24 protein-coding genes are annotated in these 23390 nt (G+C 74.3%); 6 read left to right on the top strand and 18 right to left on the bottom strand.

What is annotated here, in order from left to right; genetic code table 11:
* Position 1 precedes the first annotated feature (1 nt).
* From LWC35_RS16665 to LWC35_RS16650, 4 genes are read right to left on the bottom strand one after another with little or no spacing between them, the layout of a single operon-like run.
* A complete protein-coding gene (locus tag LWC35_RS16665; protein WP_232871052.1) occupies positions 2-1000 on the bottom strand; it encodes an SDR family oxidoreductase in 999 nt (332 codons plus the stop codon).
* Complete coding sequence (locus LWC35_RS16660) at positions 997-3696, bottom strand: FAD-binding and (Fe-S)-binding domain-containing protein (protein ID WP_232871051.1); 2700 nt, start codon at positions 3694-3696, stop codon at positions 997-999. Before LWC35_RS16660 ends, LWC35_RS16665 begins: the two co-directional genes overlap by 4 nt.
* Complete coding sequence (locus LWC35_RS16655; protein ID WP_232871050.1) at positions 3693-4022, bottom strand: FAD-binding oxidoreductase; 330 nt, start codon at positions 4020-4022, stop codon at positions 3693-3695. Before LWC35_RS16655 ends, LWC35_RS16660 begins: the two co-directional genes overlap by 4 nt.
* Positions 4019-5833, bottom strand: coding sequence for a thiamine pyrophosphate-requiring protein (locus LWC35_RS16650; protein ID WP_232871049.1), 1815 nt, complete (start codon positions 5831-5833; stop codon positions 4019-4021). The genes LWC35_RS16655 and LWC35_RS16650 overlap by 4 nt, the downstream gene beginning before the upstream one ends.
* A 181-nt stretch (positions 5834-6014) precedes the next feature.
* Here LWC35_RS16650 and LWC35_RS16645 point away from each other — a divergent pair, with 181 nt between their 5' ends.
* Positions 6015-7130 carry an enolase C-terminal domain-like protein gene (locus LWC35_RS16645; RefSeq protein WP_232871048.1) on the top strand — a complete coding sequence of 372 codons (1116 nt, stop codon included), beginning with the start codon at positions 6015-6017 and terminating at the stop codon, positions 7128-7130.
* Between the two features lie 189 nt (positions 7131-7319).
* Here LWC35_RS16645 and LWC35_RS16640 read toward each other — a convergent pair whose 3' ends face one another.
* The 4 genes from LWC35_RS16640 to LWC35_RS16625 form a co-directional block, all read right to left on the bottom strand.
* Positions 7320-8501, bottom strand: a complete 1182-nt coding sequence (locus LWC35_RS16640) for a PucR family transcriptional regulator (RefSeq protein ID WP_232871047.1) — start codon at positions 8499-8501, stop codon at positions 7320-7322.
* A gap of 89 nt (positions 8502-8590) precedes the next feature.
* Entirely contained in the window at positions 8591-8845 is a 255-nt protein-coding gene (locus tag LWC35_RS16635) for a hypothetical protein (protein ID WP_232871046.1), read from the bottom strand.
* Positions 8842-10251 carry a sensor histidine kinase gene (locus LWC35_RS16630; RefSeq protein ID WP_232871045.1) on the bottom strand — a complete coding sequence of 470 codons (1410 nt, stop codon included), beginning with the start codon at positions 10249-10251 and terminating at the stop codon, positions 8842-8844. The genes LWC35_RS16635 and LWC35_RS16630 overlap by 4 nt, the downstream gene beginning before the upstream one ends.
* Positions 10238-11014 (bottom strand): response regulator, encoded by a 777-nt coding sequence (locus tag LWC35_RS16625; protein ID WP_269804281.1) that lies wholly within the window; start codon positions 11012-11014, stop codon positions 10238-10240. The genes LWC35_RS16630 and LWC35_RS16625 overlap by 14 nt, the downstream gene beginning before the upstream one ends.
* Positions 11015-11237: 223 nt before the next feature.
* On the opposite strand from LWC35_RS16625, the gene LWC35_RS16620 reads away from it, so the two are divergent.
* Both LWC35_RS16620 and LWC35_RS16615 read left to right on the top strand, forming a co-directional pair.
* Positions 11238-11471, top strand: coding sequence for a hypothetical protein (locus tag LWC35_RS16620; protein WP_232871044.1), 234 nt, complete (start codon positions 11238-11240; stop codon positions 11469-11471).
* 79 nt (positions 11472-11550) lie between these two features.
* Entirely contained in the window at positions 11551-12171 is a 621-nt protein-coding gene (locus tag LWC35_RS16615) for a GyrI-like domain-containing protein (RefSeq protein ID WP_232871043.1), read from the top strand.
* Positions 12172-12280: 109 nt separating this feature from the next.
* Here the strand turns inward: LWC35_RS16615 and LWC35_RS16610 are convergent, their stop codons facing one another.
* Both LWC35_RS16610 and LWC35_RS16605 read right to left on the bottom strand, forming a co-directional pair.
* Complete coding sequence (locus LWC35_RS16610) at positions 12281-13366, bottom strand: nitrilase-related carbon-nitrogen hydrolase (protein WP_232871042.1); 1086 nt, start codon at positions 13364-13366, stop codon at positions 12281-12283.
* 272 nt (positions 13367-13638) lie between these two features.
* Positions 13639-14214, bottom strand: a complete 576-nt coding sequence (locus LWC35_RS16605) for a TetR/AcrR family transcriptional regulator (RefSeq protein WP_232871041.1) — start codon at positions 14212-14214, stop codon at positions 13639-13641.
* A gap of 307 nt (positions 14215-14521) precedes the next feature.
* Between LWC35_RS16605 and LWC35_RS16600 the strand changes: the two genes are divergently transcribed.
* Both LWC35_RS16600 and LWC35_RS16595 read left to right on the top strand, forming a co-directional pair.
* Complete coding sequence (locus LWC35_RS16600) at positions 14522-14923, top strand: STAS domain-containing protein (RefSeq protein ID WP_232871040.1); 402 nt, start codon at positions 14522-14524, stop codon at positions 14921-14923.
* Positions 14923-15390 (top strand): ATP-binding protein, encoded by a 468-nt coding sequence (locus LWC35_RS16595; protein ID WP_232871039.1) that lies wholly within the window; start codon positions 14923-14925, stop codon positions 15388-15390. The genes LWC35_RS16600 and LWC35_RS16595 overlap by 1 nt, the downstream gene beginning before the upstream one ends.
* Before the next feature lie 3 nt (positions 15391-15393).
* Here LWC35_RS16595 and LWC35_RS16590 read toward each other — a convergent pair whose 3' ends face one another.
* The 7 genes from LWC35_RS16590 to LWC35_RS16560 form a co-directional block, all read right to left on the bottom strand.
* A complete protein-coding gene (locus LWC35_RS16590) occupies positions 15394-17010 on the bottom strand; it encodes a fused response regulator/phosphatase (RefSeq protein WP_232871038.1) in 1617 nt (538 codons plus the stop codon).
* The gene (locus LWC35_RS16585; RefSeq protein WP_232871037.1) at positions 17007-18764 is read right to left on the bottom strand and encodes an ATP-binding protein; all 1758 of its coding nucleotides are present in this window, start codon (positions 18762-18764) and stop codon (positions 17007-17009) included. The genes LWC35_RS16590 and LWC35_RS16585 overlap by 4 nt, the downstream gene beginning before the upstream one ends.
* On the bottom strand, positions 18761-19798 hold the full coding sequence (locus LWC35_RS16580) for an ATP-binding SpoIIE family protein phosphatase (protein ID WP_232871036.1): 1038 nt from the start codon (positions 19796-19798) through the stop codon (positions 18761-18763). The genes LWC35_RS16585 and LWC35_RS16580 overlap by 4 nt, the downstream gene beginning before the upstream one ends.
* Complete coding sequence (locus LWC35_RS16575) at positions 19786-20196, bottom strand: ATP-binding protein (RefSeq protein WP_232871035.1); 411 nt, start codon at positions 20194-20196, stop codon at positions 19786-19788. The genes LWC35_RS16580 and LWC35_RS16575 overlap by 13 nt, the downstream gene beginning before the upstream one ends.
* Entirely contained in the window at positions 20193-20627 is a 435-nt protein-coding gene (locus tag LWC35_RS16570; RefSeq protein WP_232871034.1) for an STAS domain-containing protein, read from the bottom strand. The genes LWC35_RS16575 and LWC35_RS16570 overlap by 4 nt, the downstream gene beginning before the upstream one ends.
* A 2-nt stretch (positions 20628-20629) precedes the next feature.
* Positions 20630-21469 carry an STAS domain-containing protein gene (locus tag LWC35_RS16565; protein WP_232871134.1) on the bottom strand — a complete coding sequence of 280 codons (840 nt, stop codon included), beginning with the start codon at positions 21467-21469 and terminating at the stop codon, positions 20630-20632.
* 85 nt (positions 21470-21554) lie between these two features.
* The gene (locus LWC35_RS16560; protein WP_308194565.1) at positions 21555-22208 is read right to left on the bottom strand and encodes a YbhB/YbcL family Raf kinase inhibitor-like protein; all 654 of its coding nucleotides are present in this window, start codon (positions 22206-22208) and stop codon (positions 21555-21557) included.
* A 118-nt stretch (positions 22209-22326) separates the two neighbouring features.
* Between LWC35_RS16560 and LWC35_RS16555 the strand changes: the two genes are divergently transcribed.
* A complete protein-coding gene (locus LWC35_RS16555) occupies positions 22327-22563 on the top strand; it encodes a metallothionein (protein ID WP_232871033.1) in 237 nt (78 codons plus the stop codon).
* 25 nt (positions 22564-22588) lie between these two features.
* Here LWC35_RS16555 and LWC35_RS16550 read toward each other — a convergent pair whose 3' ends face one another.
* The gene (locus LWC35_RS16550; protein ID WP_232871032.1) at positions 22589-23320 is read right to left on the bottom strand and encodes a class I SAM-dependent methyltransferase; all 732 of its coding nucleotides are present in this window, start codon (positions 23318-23320) and stop codon (positions 22589-22591) included.
* Positions 23321-23390 lie beyond the last annotated feature (70 nt).

Below are 23390 nucleotides of genomic sequence, written 5' to 3'. Positions count from 1 at the left end.
GCTAGTGGCGCCGACGCCACCCGAGGCCGGCGAGCCCGGCGAGGCCGGAGGCCGCCGCACCCGCGAGCAGGGCGCCCCGGTGCATCGAGGCCCACAGGACCGGGTCGCGGGAGTGCGCCTCGTCGTCGAAGGCGCCGTGCGCGCCGCGGTCGGTGTCGTCGTCGCGGGGGGCGAAGACGTTCGAGCCGTGGCGCGGCAGGTCGGCGTCCGTCTGCTGACCGGAGACGCCGGTCCGGGCGAGGTACGCGCGGACCAGGGTGGGCGCCACCCGCTCGCCCAGGATCGTGTAGGCCGTGGAGATCCCGACCCAGATGCTGCGGCGGGGATGCTCGGCCACGAACCGGATGGCGCGGCCGGCCAGCTCGGGCTGGTGGACCGGCGCGACCGGACGCGGGTGCCCCGGCATCTTGTTCAGGTTCCAGCTGAACTGCGGCGTGTTGAGCCCGGGCAGCTGCACCATGCAGATCCGCACGCGGCTCTTCTCGTGGGCGAGCTCGGTGGCGACCGCCTCGGTGAAGCCCTCCACCGCGTGCTTGGCCCCGCAGTAGGCGGACTGCAGCGGGATCGAGCGGTAGGCCATGGCCGAGCCGACGTTGACGATCACGCCGTGGTCGCGCGGCCGCATCCGAGCCAGGGCTGCGCGGGTGCCGTTGACCTGGCCGTAGTAGGTGACCTCGGTCATCCGCCGGTACTCCTCGTCCGTGGTGTCCCAGAAGAAGGCCAACGACCCGGCGAACGCGCTGTTGACCCAGACGTCGATCGGCCCGAGCTCGTCCTCCACCTGCTGGGCCGCGCGTTCGACGGCCTCGGGGTCCGCGACGTCGGTCGGGACGGCGAGCGTCCTCCCGCCGGCGGCCCGGACGTCCTCCTCGGCCGCCTTCAGCCCGGCGGCCCCGCGGGCCAGCACCGCGACGTCGTAGCCGGCGTCGGCGAACGCGCGCACGGCGGCGCGCCCCACGCCCGCGGTGCCCCCGGTGACGACGACGTTTCCCGTGCTCATGCGACTCCCCTCGGGTCGTGGTTCGTGGTGTGGCGGAGGGCCTGCGCCATGACCTCGCCGAGGTGCAGCGCGCGGCGCCCGGTGCGGGCGTCGGCGATCTGGGTCGAGCAGGAGAACCCGTTGGCGACGATCAGCGCGTCGGCCTCGGCGTCCCGGACCGCCGGGAGCAGCGCCTGCTCGCCGCAGGCCATCGACAGGTCGTACTTGCCCGTCTCGAAGCCCCAGGACCCGGCGAGTCCGCAGCAGCCGCCGGTGACCGGCTCGACCTCGAGCCCCATGCGTTCGAGGACCTTCCGGTCGGCGTCGACCCCGCCGGTCGCGCGCTGGTGGCAGTGCCCCCACAGCACCGCCTTCCCGTGCCGCCGGGGCGGGTCGACGGCGAAGCGGGTGAAGAACTCGCCGAAGTGGAAGGCGTTGGCGGCCAGCCGCCGCGCGTCGTCGTCGTGCGGCCGCATCTTCACCAGCTCGTCCTTGAACACCGCCAGGCAGCTCGGTTCCATCCCGACGACGGGGGTGCCGGCCCGGATGTCGTCGCGGAGCACGTCGAGGACGCGGCGCAGGTAGCGGTCGGCGGCGTCGAGGAAGCCGTAGTCGTACAGCGGCCGCCCGCAGCAGACGTGCACCTCCGGCAGGACGACCTGCCAGCCGGCTGCCTCGATGGCCTCCACGCAGGCCGCCCCGACGTCGGTGTGCAGGTGGTTGGTGAACGTGTCCGGGAACAGCACGACCCGGCGTCCGTTCGGATTGCGGGTGCCGCCCCGTTCGGCGAACCACTGCTGCAGCGTCCGCGGGGCGAAGGCGGGCAGCGGTCGGCGCAGGTCGATGCGGGCGACGAGCTTCGCCAGGTGGGCGAGCCCCGGCGTCTGCGTGACCGCGTTGACCAGCCGGGGTCGCCGGGACGCCAGCCGGGCCACCTGGTCGATGAACCCGAAGGCGTAGGCGTGCCGGTTCCGCCGGCGCCGCCACGACTTGTAGTGGTGGTAGCGGAACTCCGCCTTGTAGGTGGGCATGTCGACGTCGACCGGGCAGTCGCTGGTGCAGCCCTTGCAGGCCAGGCACAGCTCGAGGCCGTCGGCGACCTCCTTCGACCGCCACCCGTCGGTGATGACCTCGCCGCGCAGCATCTCGAACAGCAGCCGGGACCGCCCGCGGGTGGTGTGCTTCTCCTCCCGGGTCACCTGGTAGCTGGGGCACATGGTCTGCGCGGGCTCGGGGTCACGGCACTTCCCGACCCCGACGCAGCGCAGTGCGGCGTGGGCGAAGTCGCCGTCGTCCTGCGCGTAGGAGAAGCGGACCTTCGGCCGCCAGGGGTTGTAGTCCGGGCCCAGCCTGAGGTTCTCGTCCATCCGGTAGGCGTCGACGACCTTGCCCGGGTTCATCTTGGCGTCCGGGTCCCAGATCGCCTTGAACTCCCGCATGGCCTGCATCAGGCGGGGCCCGTACTGCTTCTCCAGCAGCTCGGCGCGTTGCTGGCCGTCGCCGTGCTCGCCCGAGAGGGTGCCGCCGTAGCGGGTGACGAGGTCGCCCGCCGCCTCCATGAACGCGCGGTAGTCGCGGATCCCCTCGGCGGTGCGCAGGTCGAAGCTGATCCGGGAGTGGATGCAGCCCTCGCCAAGGTGGCCGTACATCGCGCCGTGCAGCCCGTGCTCGTCGTAGAGCGCGTCGAGGTCGCGGATGTAGTCGCCGACCTTGTCCGGCGGGACCGCGGAGTCCTCCCAGCCGGGCCAGTGGTCCCCCTCGGCGGGGAACGCGGTCGAGCCGAGGCCGCCCTCGCGGATCGCCCAGAGGGCCTCGCTGTTCCCACCTTCCTGCACGCTCTTCGCGACCCGGATGCGGTCCTCGGCGTAGCCCTTGTCCCCGCACAGCCAGTCGACGAACTCCCGGCACCGGCCCACGGACTCCTCCGTGGTGTCGGCACCGAACTGGATCATCAACCAGGCGCCGCCCTCCTGGCGCCGGGGCAGCTCGTGCAGACCCGCCACGTTGATCTTCTTCAGCTGCTCGTCCTCGATCAGCCGTTCGTCGAGGGCCTCGAGCCCGATCGGCTTCCACCTCATGATCTCGGGTACGTGGGTGGCGGCCTCGGCCAGCTCGGGGTACTGGACCAGCACGGTGGTCCGCCGGAACAGCGCCGGGGTGAGCATCAGCACCGCCCGCAGCGCGATCGCGCAGGTGCCCTCGGTGCCGACGAGGGCGCGGGCGACGTTGAACCCCTTCTCCGGCAACAGCTCGTCGAGGTTGTAGCCGGAGACCCGGCGCGGCAACACGTCCACCGACGGGTACCCGGCGCGGATGTCGTCGCCGTAGCGGTCGCGCAGGTCCCGCAGCTTCGCGTAGATCGCGCCCTTGCGCCCGCCGGCGGCGATGATCTCGTCGAGCCGGTCCTCCTCGTCCACGCCGACCCAGAACCGCTCGCCGTCGTAGGTGACGATCTCCAGGGCGTGGGTGTTGTCCGACGTCCGCGGGCCGGGCCCGTAGTGGCGGGCCTGCACCGAGTGGACCCCGCACGAGTTGTTTCCGATGTTGCCGCCGATGGTGCACCGCGAGTGCGAGGACGGGTCGGGGCCGAACACCAGTCCGTACTCGCCGGTGACCTTGTTGAGCTGCTCGTTGATCACCCCGGTCTCGGTGGTGACCAGCCGGTTCTCCGCGTCGACCTCCTCGACCCGGGTGAGGTACTTCGAGAAGTCGATCACGACGGCGTTGTTGACCGTCTCGCCCGAGAGGCTGGTGCCCCGCCGCGGGAGACCACCGGTGCGCGGTAGCGGTGGCAGGCGCACATCGTGGCCACGACGTCGTCGAGCGTCCTGGGCACGACCACGCCGACCGGGACCTGCCGGAAGTTGGACGCGTCGCCTGAGTACATCGCCAGCGAGGCGGTGTCGAAGCGGACCTCGCCGGTGACGTGGCGGCGCAGGTGCTGCTCCAACCCCTGCGTGTTGATCGTCTCGGTGGCGACCATGCCCGCGGCGAACCGCCGGTCGGGCCGGGCCGGGACCGCGACCGTCCTCGCAGTGCTCACTCGTGCCTCCCCGGGATCGCGTCCTTGACCGACTCGGTGAACTCGTGCAGCTTCTGCTTCGCCCCCTTGGTGATCACCCCGGCCTCCTCGGGGTCGCCCTTGAACATCGCGGTGGCCGCCTTCGTGCCCAGCTCCTTCTTGATGTGCGGCGGGATCGGCGGGATCTCCGGGTCGACGACGACCTCCAGCACGACCGGCCCCCCGGCCGCCAGCGCCCGGTCCCAGGCCGGGCCCATCTCGGCCGGGTCGTCGACCCTGATGCCCTCGAACCCGAGGAGCTTCGCGAACTCGGCGTACGGCACGTCGGGGATCCACTGCGAGCCCCTGAACTTCGGGTCGCCGGACTCGGCGCGCTGCTCCCAGGTCACCTGGTTGAGGTCCTGGTTGTTGAACACGCAGAACACCAGCGTCGGGTTCTCGCGGGTGAGCCGTTCGCGGTAGCGCTTGACGGTGACGAGCTCGGCCATCCCGTTCATCTGGAACGCCCCGTCGCCGACCAGCGCGATCACCGGGCGGTGCGGGTAGGCGAACTTGGCGCTGATGGCGTACGGGGTGCCCGCGCCCATGGTCGCGAGGGTGCCGGCCAGCGAGGCGCGCATCCCCTGACCGAGCTTCAGGTACTGCGCCCACCAGTTCGTGGCCGACCCGGAGTCGGTGGTGATGATCGCGTCCTCGGGCAGTCGCGGGGAGAGCTCGTAGGCGACGAGCTGCGGGTTGAGCGGGTCGGCGGACTCGTGGGCGCGGTCGTCGAGGACCCGCCACCACTGCTCGACCTCCTTCTCGATCCTCTCCCGCCAGGACCGGTCCTCCTTGCGCCGCAACAGGGGCAGCAGGGCCTGCAGGGTGTCGCGCGAGTCGCCGACCAAGTTGGCCTGCACCGGGTACCGCACGCCGATCATGCGGCCGTCGATGTCGATCTCGACGGCCTTGCACTGACCCTCCTCGGGCAGCCACTCGGCGTACGGGAAGCTGGTGCCGACCATGAACAGGGTGTCGGCGTCCTTCATGAGCTCGTAGCTGGCCGTCGAGCCGAGCAGGCCGATCGGGCCGGTGACGTAGGGCAGGTCGTCGGGCAGCACCTCGCGCCCGAGCAGCGTCTTGGCCACCCCGGCGCCGAGCAGCTCGGCCGCGGCCACCACCTCGTCCTGCGCCTCCGCGGCACCCTGCCCGACGAGCATCGCGACCTTGGAGCCCTCGTTGAGGATCTCCGCGGCCTTCTCCAGCTCGGTCTGCGGCGGGATGACCCGCGGCTGGGTCCAGCCGACACTGGTGTAGACCGCGCCGTGGGTGCGCGGCGGCGAGGGCTGCGCGTCCTCCTCCTGCACGTCGACCGGGAAGATGATCGTGGCGACGGTGCGGTTGGACAGCGCGACCTTGCAGGCGCGGTCGACCAGCTGACGGGCCTGGGCGGGGTGCATGCAGGTCTGCACGAACTCCGACACGTCGGTGAACAGCACCGTCGGGTCGATCTCCTGTTGGAACGCCGCACCGAGGGAGAAGCGCTTCTGCTGCCCGACGATCGCCACCACCGGCTGGTGGTCGAGCTTGGCGTCGTACAGGCCGTTGAGCAGGTGGATCGCCCCACCTCCGGAGGTCGCCAGGCAGCAGCCCAGCTCGCCGGTGAACTTGGCGTGCGCGCCGGCCATGAACGCGCCCATCTCCTCGTGCCGCGGCTGGATCAGCTCCGGGTTCCCGTCCGCGCGGTCCAGTGCGCCCAGGAACCCGTTGATCCCGTCGCCCGGGTAGCCGTAGATCCGGTGGATGCCCCACTCGGTCAGGCGTTGCAGGACATGGTCGGCGACCTTCGGCATTGCCGCTCCCACCTCGTAGCGTCGTCGTGTGCGGTCTCGGCGGCCCCGGGGCAGTGCCCCTCGGGGTCCTGCTCCACGGCTACCCGTCCGGTCGGTGTCGGGCGCGGCATCCGACCCTGCGATTGCCTGACGAAACGGTTTCGGGGTCCTCGAGGCCGGCGCGCGGGGGTAGGCGGGAGGCATGACCGACACGGAGAACCGGGCGTCCGTCGTCGTCGAGCAGCTCGAGGCGGCCGCCTACACGATCCCCACCGACGGCCCCGAGTCCGACGGCACCCTGAGCTGGGACTCCACCACCCTCGTCCTCGTGCGCGCCCACGGAGGTGGACGCACCGGCATCGGCTACACCTACGCCGGACCGGCCGCGGCACGGGTGGTCACCGGGAAGCTCGCCCAGATCGTCCACGGCCGCGACGCTGCCACCCCGGCCGCGTCCTGGGCGGCGATGCTGCACGCGGTGCGCAACCTCGGCCGGCCCGGGCTGGTCGCCGAGGCGATCTCCGCGGTCGACATCGCGTTGTGGGACCTGCACGCCCGGCTGCAGGGCCTGCCGCTGTGCACCGTGCTCGGCGCCGTGCACGAGGCGACACCGGTCTACGGCAGCGGCGGGTTCACCTCCTACGACGACCGCCGCCTCGTCGAGCAGCTGTGCGGCTGGGTGGAGGCCGGCATCCCGCGGGTCAAGATGAAGGTCGGGCGGGATCGGAGGGCCGATCCGCACCGGGTACGGGCGGCGCGCAAGGCCGTCGGCGACGAGGTCGAGCTCTTCGTCGACGCCAACGGGGCCTGGACCCGCAAACAGGCCCTCCAGTGGGCCCACCGGCTCGCCGACCACGACGTGCGCTGGCTCGAGGAGCCGGTCAGCTCCGACGATCTCGAGGGGCTGCGACTGGTGCGCGACCGCGGACCGGGCGGGATGGACGTCGCCGCGGGGGAGTACGGCTACGACCTGCCCTACTTCCACCACATGCTCACGGCCGGGGCCGTGGACTGCCTGCAGGCCGACGTCACGCGGTGCGGCGGGCCGAGCGCCCTGCTGCGCGTCGCCGCCCTCTGCGACGCGCGGAGCCTGGACCTCTCGCTGCACTGCGCGCCGCAGGTCTCGGCGCACGTCGGTACGGCCGTCTGGCACCTGCGCCACCTCGAGTACTTCCACGACCACGAGCGGATCGAGCGCCTCGCCTTCGACGGCGTCCTCGAACCCGGTGACGGCGGGGTGCTGCGCCCGGACCGGTCGCGGCCCGGGCACGGACTCGAGGTCAGGGAGCGCGACCTCGAGGGGTACCGGGCGGCATGAGGGTCCCGTGAGGGATGGGACGCCGCGGACCGGGAACCCCTGCTCATCGGCCTCGCGCTCGCCCTCGGTTCGATCCTCGGGGGGGTCGTCGGGGCCTGGTCCCCGTATCGACGGCCGCGGTGCTCCGGCACACCCCGCCCCAGCTCATGGGACGCACCTGACGGGCCGGGCACCGGGCCCTCGAGCAGGTCAGGACCGGGCCACGTCGGTCCCGCTCCCCTCGGCCGGGTCCGTGCCCGGCCAGCCGACCGCGAGGAGCAGCGCGGCCCGGTGCCGGGGGGTGTCGAGGTCCAGCAGCTCGCGCAGCCGGCCCAGCCGGTAGCGCACGGTCTGCGGGTGCACGTGCAGCTCCTCGGCCACGGCCCTGCCGTTGCCCAGGTGCAACAGCCAGCTGCCCAGGGTCTCCACCAGCCGGTCGGCGGAGGAGCCGGGAAGCTCGAGCACCGGCGCCAGCAGGCGGGTGCGCAGGGCCTCCAGGAGCTGCTCGTCGCGGTGCACGATGAGGGCGTCGAGGTGGTCGTCGACGACGAGGGGATCGCCGGTCAGCAGCCCCCCGTCCCGCAGCCGCGCGGCCAGGCGGGCCAGCTCGAGCCCGGTGTGGAGGCGGTCGACCGGCACGGTGCTGCCGAGCACGGCGCCCCGGCCGTGCAGCAGGGACCGCAGGTGCTCGCTGCGGCCCGGCCGGTCGGGATCGGGGACCACGAGGACCGGCCCGTCCCCGACCACGCCGTGGCCGTCGAGCTGCTCGCGGAGTTCGGTGTCGTCGACCAGCACCACCGCCGCGCACTCCGGCACCGGCCAGTCCGCGCGCGCCGCCACGGCGTCGATCGCGGTGCGGCTGGGGCCCTCGGAGAGCAGCAGCTCGAGCAGCTCGTGGCGGTGCCGCCGGACGCTCTGCCGGCGTTCGCTCTCGGCGGCGACGTAGCCCTGCCGGCTCGCGGCGGACAGTTCCTCGACGGCGGCGAACACGGCCGCGGCGAGGCCGGCGAACCGCGTGGACGGCAGTCGGTGCCCCAGTGCGACGTCGGCGATGTGGCGCCACGCCACGGCGGCGCCGATCCGGTAGGCGGCCAGCAGCGCGTCGATGTCCTGGTGCTGGTGGTAGTGCTCGCGCCCGATGGTCATGAACAGCGCGCGCTCCCCGTCGGTCACGAAGCCCGACCGGCTGTGATGACCCTCGGCCGCGACGCGGAACACCCGCTCGGTGAACGCCTCGGCCCCCGCCAGGACGTTCCGGAACTCGGTGTCGACGAAGCCCGCGTAGCCGGGGTGCTGCGTCGCGAGCTGCCCGGCGACCTCCTCGAGCACGCTCGGCAGGCGGCCGACCACCTCGGACACCAGCCGGGGCACGGTGGGCGGCTCGTCGGTCACGCGAGGGGCTCCTCTCCCGCGGTTCCGGTGGACGGCCGTACCCGTTGCGCGGCGGAACACACGTGGGTGGTCCGGGTGGACGGGCGGTCTCAGTGGCGGCCCGGGGTCGTCGTTTCCCGGGACCTCGACGTGGCGGGGGTGTTACCGGGCGCTCGGGACGGCGAGGGCGGGTCGGGCACCACGGTCACCGTCGGCGTCGGGGCGGGTGCCACCAGCGTCGGGTCGATGCGCTGCGGGTGGTCCTCGGTGCCGACCCCGCACGCCGCTGCCATCCCTGCCACGACGGCGATCACCGCGACCCGGCCGAGCGCCCGTCCGTGTCCGTGTCCGTGCTGGTCGGTCATCGCCGGTCCCCCGGCAGCTCGACGACGATCCGGGCACCGCCCGCGGGACTGTCCTCGACGCGGATCCGGCCGTGGTGGGCCCGGACGTGCCGGGCGACGAGGGCCAGGCCGAGGCCCGTCCCGCCGGCCTCGTCGCGCCGCCCGGCCGTGGCCCCGCGGGCGAACCGCTCGAACACCTCCTCGCGGAACTCGGGCGGGATCCCGGGGCCGGCGTCGTCCACCTCGATCCGCACGCCGTCGTCCGCCGCCGCCACCCCGACCCGGACGGCCCCGCCTGCGTGGTGGTCCGCGTTGTCCAGCAGGTTGCCGACGACCCGGTCGAGGCGGCGGCGGTCCACCTCGATCGTGGGTGGCGTCCCGACGACCTCCACGGCGACGCCCGTCCGGGTCCCGACGGCGTGCGTGACGATGTCGACCACGTCGCACACCTCGAGGTCGGCCGGGTCGACGTGCTCGTCCCGGGAGATCTCCAGCAGGTCGGTGACCATCTTCCGGAAGCGGTGCACGTCCGCGTCGAGCAGGTCGACGGCCTGCCGGGCGGTCGGCGGGAGCTCCGCGCGACGGCGGCGCAGCACGGCGACGGCGTTGACCAGGGTGGTCAGCGGGGAGCGCAGCTCGTGGCTCACGTCGCCGGCGAAGCGCGCGTCGCGGCGGACCCGTCGCTGGAGATCCTCCGCGGTGCGGTTGAAGGTCGCGGCCAGGGGCGCGAGGTCGGCGTCGTCCTGCGCGGGGAGCCGGGCGTCGAGGTCGCCGGCGGCGACCCGGGCGGCCGCGTCGCGCAGCTCGGTCAGCGGGCGCAGCGCGCGCCGGCCCGCCCAGCCGCCCAGCCCCAGGCCGAGCAACCCGCTGACACCCACCCCGGCCACCAGCACCCCGCTGAGGAACCGCAGCGTCGTGTCGAGCCCGTTGAGGGGCGCGAGCTCGACGTAGACCGCGTCCGGCAGAGGGATCGCCACGGCCAGCACCGGGATCCCGCCCGCGATGATCCGCTGCCGCGCCGGCGTCCCGGAGCCGGCCAGGGCGAGCAGGTCGTCGGGGAGCGCGTCGACGTCGAACCGCCGGCCGCTCGTCGTCCAGGTGCCGTTGCGGCGCAGGGCGACCGCCCCGTCCCCACCCCCGGCGAGGCCGGTGAGCAGGTCGCCGGACCCGTCCCGGACCGGGTCGTGCAGCGTCTCCTGTACCAGTCGCGCGTCGACCGCGGCCTGCATCGTCGCGCCCTGCTCCCGCTTGGCCAGCAGGAATCCCGACGCGAGGTGCCAGGTCGCCAGGGCGAGCAGGCCGGTGATCGCCAGCGAGACCACGGCGAAGGCGACCGCGATGCGCCAGCGCAGGGGCAGCCTGCGCCGCAGCAGGTTGGGCGGGCGGGGCGGGGCGGCGGACCCCGTCGGGGAGCTAGCCGCGACCATCGGACCGGCCGGCGGCCCGGTAGCCCGCGCCGCGCACGGTGAGGACGAGGGTGGGGGCGTCCGGGTCGGGCTCGATCTTGAGCCGGAGCCGGCGGACGTGGACGTCGAGGAGGCGCGTGTCGCCGAGGTAGTCGTAGCCCCAGACCCGCCGCAGCAGGTCCTCCCGCGTCACGACCCGGCCGTCGGCCGCGGCCAGCTCGACGAGCAGGCGGAACTCCGTGCGCGTCAGGTGCACCTCGGTCGGCTCGGGGCCCCGGTGGCAGCGGACCAGGCCTTCGTCCGGCCTGATCTCGACGTCGCCGAGCCGCAGCTCCGCCGGCGGCGTGCCCGGTCGTCTGCGGCGCAGCAGCGCGCGGATCCGCGCCGCGAGCTCGCCGGCGACGATCGGCTTGGTGACGTAGTCGTCGGCGCCGGCCTCCAGCCCGGCGATGACGTCGGCCGAGTCGGAGCGCGCCGTGATGATGATGATCGGCAGGTCGCCCTGGGCCCGCACCTGCCGGCACACGACGAGGCCGTCCATCCCCGGGAGCATCAGGTCGAGCAGCACGAGGTCGACGGCCCCGCGGCCGACCGCCACCATCGCCTCCTCGCCCGACGGTGCGGTCGAGACCGCGAAACCCTCGTCGTCGAGGGCGAGGGACAGGGCCTGGCGGATGCGGCCGTCGTCGTCGACCAGCAGGACGCGCTCGCGCACCTCGGTCCGGCAGGAGGCACCCGCCCGCGACGCGACGGGTGGGAGGTCGGGTGGCGACGTCCAGGTCATCGGGGACATGGTGCTCCGAGGTGCGGCGTCGTGCCGACCGAGCGGCGGCACCACCCCTGGTGGGCGCGCGATCGTCAGCGGATCGACAGGTTCGCGCCCCGGTGGCCGGACGGGAGGGGGAGAATTCCACGGGTGTCGGACGGGGCCCGGCGAGCTATCCGGGGGACCACGGGCGCGTGAGACCTCCCCGGCGCAGGGCCCGACGGCGGAACCGGAGGCACGGATGATCAAGCGGATGCGTGAGCTGGCCGACGAGCTGGACGCGTCGTTCCACGACGTCAAGGAGGCCGTGAACGCGCTGGCCGCGCAGCACGGCGCGGACCGGATCGTCGTCCACGAGGACGAGCCGCCGGAGTTCAAGATCCTCCGCGAGCTCTACGTCGACCAGCTGATCACCGAGGAGGGCTGCGAGGCCGTGCGCGAGCTGCTCGGGCCGCCTCCGGAGGAGCTGAGATGATCCGCGGCGGCGGCGTCCCGGGTCGGGGGCGGGAGGATCCGGCCTCCGCGCCGTCCTGACGTGCAGCATCGGGGGGCCCGTGGCGACCAAGGTGGACCTGAAGCGGGAGCTGCCGTGCTACACGGCGAAACGCGACGCGCCGGAGGTGCTCGACGTGCCGGACCTCCGGTACCTGATGATCGACGGCCACGGCGACCCGAACACCCCGGTGTACGAGGCCGCGGTGTCGGCGCTCTACCCCCTGGCGTACGCGCTGAAGTTCCTCAGCAGGAAGGAGCTCGGCCGCGACTACGTGGTCATGCCGCTGGAAGGCCTCTGGTGGGCCGACGACATGGACGCCTTCACCGCGGCCCGGGACAAGTCCCGGTGGGACTGGACGCTCATGATCATGACGCCGGACTGGATCACGGGGGAGATGGTGGACACGGCGGTCGAGCAGGTCGCCGCCCGGAAGGCGCCCGTCCGGCTGCACGACGTCCGCGTGGAGACCCTGGCGGAAGGCCGCTGCGTCCAGGCGCTTCACGTCGGCGCCTACGACGACGAGGCGCCCCTGCTGCGGCGCATGCACCACGAGTTCATCCCGGAGCACGGCCTGACCATGGTCGGCCGGCACCACGAGATCTACCTCGGTGACCCCCGGCGGGCCGACCCCGCGACCCTGCGGACCATTCTCCGGCAGCCGGTCGCCGCCGCCTCCTGACCGCCCGGGCGACACCGCAGGCGGAGCCCGTCGAGCGCCCCTCGAGGCCCCGGCGCCCGGGATCGAGAAGCTGCGGTGAGGCCGGCCGGCACCCCGTGGTGGGCCGTCGTCAGCCGTCGTCCCGGGTGCCCGGGTCGGGGCGGCGCCAGATGTCCCGCTCGTGCAGGAGCTCGACCTGTTTCTCGGTCACCTTGCGCCGGTACTCGTCGTGCGCGTACGGCTTCCGGTCCAGGTAGAGGTTCTTCGGGTAGATCGGCTCGCGGTAGATGACCTGGTACTGCTCGGTCGTGAGGTCCTTCAGCCAGTTGCCGAACTGGGCGCGGGAGCGGAAGTCGCGCAGTGCCTGGACGTCGATCGTGCCGGCGACGTAGGTGGAGTGCCCGGCGTAGCCCACCTGGCCCACGACGGCGCCGCGGTAGTCGCAGACCATGCTGGCCGAGCCGAAGGTGTCGATGGGGATGTCCGACTCGGCGTCCAGGTAGTACGTGCCGACCTGGTTGGCGATCACGTACATGTTGTTGTCCAGCGCCCTGGCCCGGTTCTGGATCTCGTAGAAGCCGTTGCCGGCGTGCGGGTGCGGGTAGGGGCCGCGGTAGGCCACCTCGCAGCCGTTCATCGCGAGCCCGCGCGCGTTCTCCGGGTACGAGGCCTCGTTGGCCATCATCACGCCGAGCCGGCCGATCTCGGTGTCCGCCACGGGGTAGAAGGCGTCGAGCCCGTCGCCGTAGAGCTCGACCCAGCGGTCCCAGACGTTGTGCGGGGTCACCGAGTGCTCCACCGGCTGCAGGGGCGTCACCTTGTGGTGGACGAGCACGATCTCCTCGGCCGGGGAGATCGCGAACCCGACGTTGAAGAAGCGGCCGGGGAACTCCGGGTGCCGCGCCTTGGCGGTGGCCATGACGTAGGCGTCCCACCTGGCGGCCAAGGCACCGAGCGCGTCGGTCTCCGAGCCGGGGATGTCGATCGCGCACTCCGCGGCGAACCACTCGTGGTCGTGGTCGAGCACCTCGTCGTTGAAGCCCTGCAGCGCACCCTCGGGGATGGTGATCAGGCGGACCGGCAGGGCCATCGCCGACAGCCACGACGCCGCCTTCATCAGGTGGCCGAGGTGCTCGATGTTCCGTTTGATCTCGTCGCGGTAGCGGATGCCCCGCATGGTCGGGACGAGACCGACGACCTGGTAGGGCTCGATCACGGAGCCTCCTCGCCCGCACGACGCCCCGCCGGAGGGCGGGCCACGCTCGACGATGCACCCCGGCGGGCCCGGGAGCCATGGGCCATGTGGCCCCTGCTCCGCTCGGCCCCGGATCCGGGAGAGGCGCCGGGCGTGCCTCGGGTCGCCCCGCCTCGACCCCGTGACGCAGAGAGTGCTCGGCACCCGGGCGACGCAGCAGTGTCTCGAGCTCGGCGGTGTCGTCCGTGGTCGGCCGGACGGCCGCGAGCAGGGTGGAGCACGGCGCCCGCTCGTCAGGCCTCGATCCCCAGCGCCGCGAGCAGCGCCGCACAGCACGTCTCCCGCACCTCGTCCCGAGGGGCGGGCACGCCCTCGAGCCACCCGATGCCGGCGCTGGCGAGGAAGGCGATCCAGCTGCGGACGGCGAGGCGCTGGACGGGGGTGGGGTCGAGACCGGGGAAGAGCGAGACGATGCCGTCGGCCTGACGGGAGTGGGCCTCGTCGAGGAGGCCGCGCACGACGTCGTCGGCGTTGGCGGTGCTGCGGTACAGCGAGCGGTACCACTGCGGGTGGGCCTCGATGAAGTCGAAGTAGGCGTCGACGCCGGCGCGCAGCCGGACGCCGGGCGGGTCGGCGGGGTCGGTGCGGGTGACCCGGGCGAGCTCGGCGACCTGGCGGCCGACGACGGCGGCGAAGAAGCTCCGCTTGTCCGGGAAGTAGTGGTAGAGCAGCCCGCGGGAGACGCCGGCGGCCCGGGCGATGTCGGCGATCTCGACCTCGGCATAGGGGCGGGAGCCGAACAGGGCGATGCCCGCGGCCAGCAGCTGCTCGCGCCGCGTCGCGACGTCGAGCCGCACCCTCCCCGTCATGACGGCGCGCACGCTACTAGGTTGGGGCGTGCGTCGATACTGAACGCCGTTCAAGACCGGCGCCGGCCGGTCGGCCACCGTTCGAGGGGTGCGGTGCGCCACCGGCCGTCATCCCGCGGGCCGTCCGGGCCCGCGCCGCCACCCAGCCCGGTCCGTGACGTCCGCGCGCCGGGTCCGCTCCCGCTGGAGGCGTGCCGAGCGGGCGCGTAGCCTCCCGCCCGGGGCCGGGACCGGATCACCTCGCGTGCGCCGCGCGCCCGGCCCGCCGACGGATCGCCCCGCGGGTCGGGCGGGTGAAGGGCGGACGATGCAGGTACGGCGCACCTCGGGCACGGCCGAGATCAACCCACTCCTGCGCGCGGGACCGGACGACGCGCTGACCGTCGACATCGAGCGCCTCGACCGCGCCACCGTCGTCGCCGTCGCCGGCGAGATCGACCTCGTCACCGCCGCCGGGCTGGACGAGACCCTGCAGGCGGAGCTGCAGGCGCAGCCGGCGGTCCTCGTCCTGGACCTGACCGGCGTCGACTTCTTCACCTCGGTCGGGCTGACCGCGGTCGCCCTCGCCCACCGCGGCGCGGAGGAGCGCGGCGTGGCGCTGCGGGTGGTGGCGGACTCGCGGCGGGTGCTGCGGCCGCTGCAGATCACCGGCATGGACCGGACCCTCGCGCTGTACACCTCCCGGGCCGCCGCGCTCGGGGACGCCTGATGGTGACCGTTCCGGTCCGGCCCGATCCGCAGCCCGTCGGCGATCCGCCGGATGCGCAGGCCTGGGGCCGGGAGCCCGCGGTGGACGGCCCGCTCCTCGAGCACCGGTTCCCCGGCGAGGCCGCGCGACTGGCCGCGGTGCGCCGCGATCTGGGCACGTGGGCCGCGGCGACCGGGCTCGACGAGGAGACCGTGGAGGACCTGCTGCTGGCCTGCTACGAGGCCATGGTCAACGCCGCGGAGCACGCCTACACGGACGGCGAGCGCCCGGTCGACCTGACCGCCATGTGCACGGCCGGGGGTTGCGTCCTGGTCACGGTACGGGACGAGGGGCGCTGGCGGCCGATCCCGGCGGACCCGGGCCACCGCGGCCGTGGCCTGGCGATGATCACGAACCTGAGTGACCACGCGGAGATCGACCGCGGAGCGGGCGGGACCACGGTCTCGCTCTGGTGGCGCCTGAGGTAGCCGTCAGGCGCCGCCGCGCAGGATCAGCAGCGCGATGTCGTCCTCGCGGACGCCGGCGAACCGGGCAAGCAGCCGGTCGCCGAGCTCCTCGGGGGCGGGGTCCACGGACACGGCGGTGCGCAGGTCCTCCAGCGCCGCGTCGAGGTCCACGCCCCGCTTCTCGACCAGCCCGTCGGTGTAGAGCACGAGCGTCCACCGCGGCGGCAGGGCGAGCACCGAGTCCGCCCCGTGCGGGCGGCGCAGGCCCAGCATCGGACCCCGCGCGGCGAGCGGGACGGTGCCCTCGGGCGAGGCGAGCAGCGGCGCGAGGTGGCCCGCGTTGGCCACGGTGACGACGTCACGGACGGTGTCGAGGACCATCACGCAGACCGTCGCGAACTCGCGCGGGTGGTAGCGCCGCAGCAGGTCCTCGAGCCGCTGCAGGATGGCCGCCGGCCCGTGCCCCTCGACCGCGTAGGCGCGCAGCGCGTGCCGCAGCTCGACCATCACGGTCGCCGCGTGGATGGAGTGGCCCGACACGTCGCCGATCGCGAGCAGCAGCCGCCCCTCGCCGAGCTCGACGACCTCGTAGAAGTCCCCGCCGATCTCGGTGTTCTGCGCCGCCGGCACGTACCGCACCGCGACCTCCAACCCGGGCGGCGCGACGGGCCCGCTGGGGAGGAACGCGCGCTGCAGGGTCAGGGCGAGGGTGTGCTCCTCGACGTAGAGCTGGAGGGAGTCCACGGCGAGCGCGGCCGCGTTGCCCAGCTGGGCCAGCAGGTCCCGCAGCTCGGTGCCCAGCTGCGGCGTCCGCAGCACGATCGCGACCCGGCCGGCCCGGAACCCGAACCGCAGGGCCGACGCCGGTTCGCCGGCCTCGCCGTCCACCGCCTCGCCGTCCACCGCCTCGCCGTCCACCGCCTCGCCGTCCACCGCCTCTGCCCACGCCACGGCGGCCGGACCGTCGGGCAGCGTGCCGGCGAGCCGGTCGAGCAGCCGCGACGACACCGAGTCGCACCGCGGGGTGTCGTCCGGATCCGCCGGGTCGACGACGGCCCGGCGCACGGTCCGGTCCGACGCCGCGACCAGGGCGGCCGCCGGCACCTCCGCCAGTGCCGCCGCGCCGGACGCGATCGTGGTGGCCAGCTCGTCGAAGTCGACGGCCGCGTTCATCGCCATGGTCGCGCGGCTGAGCCCGGCCAGCCGGTCCGCGAGCCGCTCCGCCGCCGCCCGCGCGCGGTGGTAGCGCAGCACCGACCACACGGTGGCGCGCAGCTCGTCCGGCTCGACCGGCTCGACGAGGTAGGCGTCGGCGCCGCGGGTGAGCCCCTGGGCCCGGTCCTGGCCGCGGATCGCGGTGGCGGACAGGTGGATCACCGGGCGGCTGAGCACGGGATCGGACTTGATCCGCTCGCACACCTCGAACCCGCTCATGTCCGGCAGCCCGACGTCGAGCAGCACGACGTCGATCGGGTCCCGGGCCACCCGGTCCAGCGCCTCCGTGCCGGTCGTCGCCTCCACCACGCGGTAGCCGGCACGTCGCAGCCAGCTGGCGGCGACGTACCGGTTACCGGCGTTGTCGTCGACCACCAGGATCGTGGTCCCGTCGACCACGTCGGGGGCCGTCTCCGGACCGGTCACGCGGTCCGCCCGACCAGGTCGCGCGCCGCGCCGACCGCGGCGACCAGCACCGGCCCGGACAGCTGCGCCTTGTCGACGACGACGGCGGTCCGGCCCAGGTCGCGCCGCCGCGCCTCGGTGAGCTGCGCGGCCGTGACCACCACGACCGGGACGGCGGCGAGGGCAGGGTCCGCGCGTATCCCGGCGAGGACCTCGCTGCCGGTCGGGGCCGGGATGTCGAGGTCCAGCAGCACGAGATCGGGGACCGCGGCGGCGAGCGCGCGCTGCGCCGCCGGCCCGGACCCCGCCTCCGTGACCTCGCCCTCGAGCCCCTCGACGATCCGGCGCAGCAGCGCCCGCACCGCCGGGTCGTCGTCCACGACGAGTACGCGGCCGAGCGGCACGACGTCGGCCGCGGCCTCGCCTGCCGGACGCCCGGGCAGGCGCAGCGTCAGCACGGTCCCGCGGCCCGGCACGCTCGCCATCTCGAGAGACCCGCCGAGGATCGCGGCGAGCCGCCGCGAGTACGGCAGGCCCAGGCCGGTGCCGCCGCTGGCGGCCTGCAGGTGCCCGCGGACCTGGTAGAACTCCTCGAACACCCGCTGCTGGTACTCGGCGGGGATGCCGATCCCGGTGTCGCTCACCCGGACCTCCACCTCCCCGCTCCCCGGGACCAGGCCCGCCCGGACCCGCACCTCGCCCCGCTCGGTGAACTTCAGGCCGTTGCTCACCAGGTTGCGCAGGATCCTGCCGAGGAGAACCGGATCGGTCCACAGGACGTCGATCTCCGGCGGCTCCACGACGAGCTCGACCTCGGCCCCGGCGACGGGGCGCAACGTGGCGCGCAGCTCGTCGAACACCGCGCCCAGGTCCGTGGGCACGATGGTGGACCCGATCTGGCCCGACTCGGCCTTCGCCACGTCGAGCAGCTCGTTGACCAGGGACAACAGCATGGCGCCCGCGTCGCGGATCAGCTCGACCTGGTGTTGCTGCTCGGAGTCGAGCGACCCGCCCTCCGGGTCCAGCAGCAGCCGCGAGATGCCCAACACCGAGTTGAGCGGGGTGCGCAGCTCGTGGCTCACGTTCGCCCAGAAGCGGGTCTTCGCCTCGCTGGCCTCGCGCAGCCGGGTGGAGGCGTCGTCGAGCTCCGCGTAGAGGGCGACCACGCCGCGGTTGGTCTCCTCCAGCTCCTCGGAGAGCTCCGCGTGCAGGGCCAGCACCCCGCGGTTGGTCTCCTCGAGCTCGGCGTTGACCTGCAGCAGGTCCTCCTGGCGCGCCTGCAGGCTCTCCAACGCCTCCAGCAGGTCCTGGTTCTGGATGCGCAGCGTGGCGAGCGCGTCCGCCGCGCGGGACTCGCGTACGGCGATGCGGATCCGTTCGGCCTGGTCGGGGTCGACGCGGCTGCCCGGCGGCAGCCGCTTGACCAGCCGCACCGCGCCGCCCGTGTCCGCGTGGCTGACCTCGCAGCCGTCCGTCAGGCGCGCGGCGGCCCGGACGCCCTCGAGGTGCTCGGGGTTTCCGGCCTCCCCGGTCCACTCCGCGGTGAGCACCAGCGCCGGGGCGGGCACCGCGCCCAGCGAGATCGTGATCGTGACCTCGCCGGGCAGCGTGGCGAGCTCGCGGCTGAGCTCGCTGAGCGCGGTCGCGACCCGGATCTGGTCCTGGTGCTCGAGCCCGGCGAGCGCCGCGACCTCGCGGCCCCGCTGCCGGGTAACGAACACGTCCTGCTCGCCGCGGACCCGCAGCCGGAACACCTCGCCCCGCACGGTCGTCACCGGCCGGCCCCGGAGGCCCGGCCGACCACGACCGAGGCGTCGTCCTGGCGCACGCCCTCGTCGCGCAGCAGCGCGGCGGCGACCAGCACCGGGGACCGGTGGGGGAGCGGGACGAGGTCCTCGGCCTGCCACCGCGGCCGGACGCCGTCCGAGTGCAGGACGACAACGGCGTCGGGCGGCAGCGGGTAGTCGTAGGCGCGCAACGTGGGGACGCGGTAGCCGGCGATGCCCCCGACCGAGATCATGCTGCGCTTCGCCGTGCCGCTCGCGACCGCGCCCGCCACGTTGCCGACCCCGGCGAACCGCACGAGCCCGGCGCCGGGGTCCAGCTCGGCCACCGCGACGGCGCCCCCGCGGGTGCCGGACATGGCCCCGTGGATCGCCCGCAGCGCGTCGAGCGGGGTCGACGGCGGGCGCTCGGGTTCGGCGAAGGACCGCACCGCCTCCCGCGCCGCGGCGGCGGCGAGCGGTCCGTGGCCGGCGCCGTCGCAGAGCATCAGCCAGAGCCGGGAGCCCTCCTCCCGCAGCGCGTACGCGTCGCCGCAGAGCTGCTCGCCGGAGAGCGGGCGGGTGACGCCGGCCGCGTCGGGCCCGGGCGGGCCGACCTCGCGCTCGGGCCGGAACCGGGCGACGAGCACGGTGCCCCTGCCGGGGCGGGAGCCGATGTCGAGGGCGTCGGCCAGCCGGCCGATCGTCCCCAGCCCGACACCGAGGGTGCCGCGTGTGGAGTGCCCGTCGCGGCTCGAGGCCGGCACGTCGCTCATCCCCGGCCCGGAGTCGACGGCGACGACCTCCACCCCGCCGGTCTTGTCCAGGTGCACCGCGCGGAGCAGCAACGTCCCGCCACCGGCGTGCCGGAGCACGTTCGTCCCGATCTCGGTGACGGCCAGGCCGACCTCGGCCACGCGCTGCTCCGGGAAGCCGAGCTGCTCGGCCAGCTTCTCCGCCGCGCGGCGCGCCCCGCCGGGAGCGCTCGGGTCGTCGAGCGGCAGCCAGGCGACGTCCTCGACCCGAGGAGGGATCACCGGGTCCACTTGACCACGGTGACCGTCGTGCCGCGGCCGACCGCGGTGTCGATCGCGAACTCGTCGACGAGCTTGCGCGCGCCCGAGAGTCCGAGGCCGAGCCCGGATCCGCTGGTCCAGCCCGGGGTCAGGGCCTGGTCGACGTCCGGGATGCCCGGCCCCTCGTCGGCGAACACGGCCCGGATCCCGGCCCGCCCGTCGCGGTGCAGGGTCTCGACCGTGGCCGTGCCGGAGCCGCCGTGCACGAGCGTGTTGCGGGCCAGCTCGCTGGCGGCCGTGACGAGCTTCGTCTGGTCCACCAGCGACAGCCGGACCTCCTGGGCCCGGGCCCGGACCAGCTGCCGGACCCGCACGACGTCGTCGCCGCTGCGGATCGGCAGCTCCTCGACGCCGGTGGAGGTGGTCACGCCCCGGCGGCCGCGCCGCCGCCCTCCGCGACGGGGACGAGGTCGTCCGGCTCGTCGGCGGGCCGTGGCCCGCGCCGTTCGGACGCCGCGCGCAGGATCCTCATCCCGCGTTCGACGTCGAGCGCCGTGCGCACGCCCGGCAGCGACAACCCGAGCTCGACGAGCGTGATCGCCACCGCCGGCCGCATCCCGACGACGACGGTCTCGGCGTCGAGCAGCCGGGACAGCGCGGCGATCGAGGCGAACATGCGCCCGATGAAGGAGTCGACGATGTCGACCGCGGAGATGTCGATGAGCACGCCTCGCGCGCCCGTGGCCACGATCCGCTCGGCCAGGTCCTCCTGGAGCGCGAGGACCGTGTTGTCCTGGAGGTCGACCTGGATCGACACGAGCAGCGCGTCGCCCAGGGACAGGACCGGAACCCGCTCCACGGTCAGCGGCTCCCGGCCCGGCGGACGACCTCGACGCCCGTGCTGCGCATGGCGTGGAGCAGCGCGTCGGCCAGGGACGACTTGGTGGTGATGTCGCCGAACTCGATGCCCAGGGTCACGATCGTCTGCGCGATCTGCGGCCGGATGCCCGAGATCGTGCACTCGGCGCCCATGAGCCGCGCCGCGACGACCGTCTTCAGCAGGTGCTGGGCGACCTCCGTGTCGACCGCGGGGACGCCGGTGATGTCGATGATCGCGTGCTCGGAGCCGGTGTCCACCAGGGTCTGCAGCAGCTTCTCCATCACGATCTGGGTGCGCGCGGAGTCCAGCGTGCCGATCAGCGGGACGGCCACCACGCCCTCCCACAGCTTCACCACCGGCGTGGTCAGCTCCAGCAGCTGCTCGGCCTGCTCGCTGATCACCTGCTCGCGGGCGCGGGCGAAGCTCTCGAAGGTCACCAGGCCCAGCGCGTCGACCCAGCGGGAGGCCTCGAGGACGGTGGTGAGGTCGCCCCCGCCGTCCTCGTCGGCCGCGGCGAACAGCGCCTCCTTGAGCGCGAAGACCGCCGAGGCCGTCTCGCTGGGACTGAAGCCGCGCCGTGCCCAGTCCCGGGAGAGCTCGGCGAGGAAGCCGCGGGCGCCGGCGTAGGCGTCGGACGTGACGTCGAGCCCGCCGTCCGAGGCCTCGACCAGCACCGCCAGCAGGTCCGAGCAGGTCCGACCGAGCTCGCCGGTGGTCAACCGGCCACGCAGCGGCACCTCCGCCGCCTCGACCCAGCGCCGCAGCACCTTGTCCCCGCTGCGCAGCAGGGCCCGCACGCGCCCGCCGTCCGCCTGCGCCATCGCCACCTCCCGTGACCGTATTCCGGCTGCACCTAATCACACGCGCAGGTGTGGCTCCCGGTGCGGAGGTGTCGTGGGTACGGGCTCAGCGGCCCACGAGCCCGACCAGGGTGCCGCGGCAGATCTCGTGGCCCTCGGCGGCAGCGTGCAGGTCCTCGGCGCTCGCGCCCTCGGCGAGGCCGAGCGGGGTGTCGAGGACGAGCAGGCGGAAGGCGTACCGGTGCTCCTCGCCGACGGGCGGGTGCGGAGGGTCCCAGCCGAGACCGTGCGCGCCGGTGCGCCCCTCGGCCGCGCCGGCGGGCAGCCCGTCCTCACCGAGCCCGGCGGCCGAGGGCGGGATCCCCACGACGAGCCGGTGGACGCGGCCCCCGGCGTCCAGGTCCTCGACCAGCACGGCGAGCTCCGCGGCGGCGTCGGGCACCTCGCTCCACTCCAGCGGCGGCGGGACCGCGTCGCCGGCGCCGTGGTGGCGGTCGGGGATGAGGGTGTGGTCGGTGAAGGCCGTGCTGCGCAGGGCCGGCCCGGTGGCCGGGGACTTCTCGACGGCCGGCCCGCCCTGCCCGTCGCCCCGGGGCCCGGCGGCCCGTTCGGGATCGCCCTTCGGCACCGGCGGGTGCTCGCGCTCCAGCTCCTCGCGTGCGGCGCGGTCGGCGTGCTCGTCCGGGGTGCCGGTGTCGTCGTACTCGGCGCGGCGGCGGGTGCGCGGCACGTCGAAGGCGTGGCTGCCGGGGTCGGGCATCTGCTCCTCCTCGTCTGGTCGGGGCGTCCGCCTACCCCGGCGGCGCCGCGGCCATGCGCGGTGCTTCGGGCCGTCGGGGGCGGGTAGGCGGGTGGCCCGTCGAGGAGAGGAGCGCGTGATGGCGCAGTGCGAGGTCTGCGGCAACGACTACGACATGGCGTTCGAGGTGCACGCGCAGGGCGCGGTGCACGTGTTCGACAGCTTCGAGTGCGCGATCCACCGGATGGCACCGGTGTGCGAGCACTGCGGCTGCACGATCATCGGGCACGGGGTGCAGGCCGGCGGGAAGTTCTTCTGCTGCGCCCACTGCGCCTCGCACAGCGAGGGCGGGGAGGCGCTGCGGGACCGGGCGTGACGGTCGGCCGGGGCGGCGGTGCCGGTCAGGCCGGGCGGTTGCCCAGGAAGGAATGCACGATGCCGCGTTGCCAGCCGGTCACCGGCTCGTGGCGGACGTCGACGAAACCGGCCGCGCGCATCCGTGCGGCGAGCCGCCCGGCGCCGTCGAAGTCGAGGACGCTCCGCCAGAGGTAGCGGTAGAGGTCCGCCGAGCCGGTGACCCGGCGGCCCATCGGGATGATGATCCCCCAGGAGACCGCGGTCCAGACCGCCCGGGCGCGCAGGCTGTCCTGCACGGAGTACTCGTGCACCGCGATCGGCGCGCCGGGGGCGAGCAGGTCGTGCATCGCCTTCAGGCCCGCGTCGCGGTCGGGCAGGTTGCGCACGAGGTAGGCGGCGAGGATCCCGTCGAACGGACCGGTGATCCCGGTCGTGGGCAGGTCCTCCAGCCGGGAGTGCACGAACCGGACCCGGTCCGGCCAGTCCTTGCGGCGCGCCTCCGCGATCATCTCCGCCGAGCCGTCGACGGCCACGATCTCGGCGTCCGGCGCGACGGCCAGCAGCGCGGCCGTCGACGCGCCCGTCCCGCAGCCCAGGTCCAGCAGCCGCGGCCCGGTGGTCGACCGGGGCGGAGCCGACCGTCGTCCGAGCCGGTGGGCCGACAGCCGCAGGTGCTCGTGGTAGCCGGGGTTGCGCCCGACGAGCCGGTCGTACGAGGCGGCGTGGTCGTCGAAGGCGCCGGGCACGGTCGCCGGGCCGATCGGGTCGCGGGGCACGGGGGAGATCCTGGCCCGGCCGCCGTCGCGCGGGCAGCGAGGCCGCCGGGGGAGCGACGGGAGGGGTGGT

Source organism: Pseudonocardia kujensis (genome assembly GCF_021283305.1).
GTDB classification, from domain to species: Bacteria; Actinomycetota; Actinomycetes; order Mycobacteriales; family Pseudonocardiaceae; genus Pseudonocardia; species Pseudonocardia kujensis.
This window is presented reverse-complemented; position numbering and strand designations above follow the sequence as displayed.